1 pseudogene is annotated in these 358 nt (G+C 77.1%); it reads left to right on the top strand.

The features are described from left to right. A pseudogene (locus SACPADRAFT_RS33105) lies at window positions 1-358 on the top strand (AAA family ATPase); the annotation flags it as partial.

Below are 358 nucleotides of genomic sequence, written 5' to 3'. Positions count from 1 at the left end.
GTTCCGCGCACGAACAGCTCGCCGAGCTGGATCGGCAGGCGGATCACCGGCGCGCGTGGGACGGGGAACTCGCCGCGGCCCGGCGGGCGGTCCCGGTGCGGGAACTGGCCACCGAGACCGCCCGGCACGACGAGCGGCGGGAGGCCGCACTCGGTACCGAGTCCGACGCGCGGGAGGCCTGCGTGGCGTTGGGGGTCGACCGCGGGGAGGTGGAGCTGTCCATGGGCGACCGCTCCGCCGACGCGGTGGCGCTGCGGGAACGCGCGGGGCGGCTGCGCGAGGAGGCGGGTGAACTCGCCGGCCTCGTCACCGAGGCCGAGCGGCAGGAGCGCGACCACGCCCGGTTGGCCGAACTCGA

It is taken from the genome of Saccharomonospora iraqiensis subsp. paurometabolica YIM 90007 (assembly GCF_000231035.2).
Classification (GTDB): domain Bacteria; phylum Actinomycetota; class Actinomycetes; order Mycobacteriales; family Pseudonocardiaceae; genus Saccharomonospora; species Saccharomonospora paurometabolica.
This window is presented reverse-complemented; position numbering and strand designations above follow the sequence as displayed.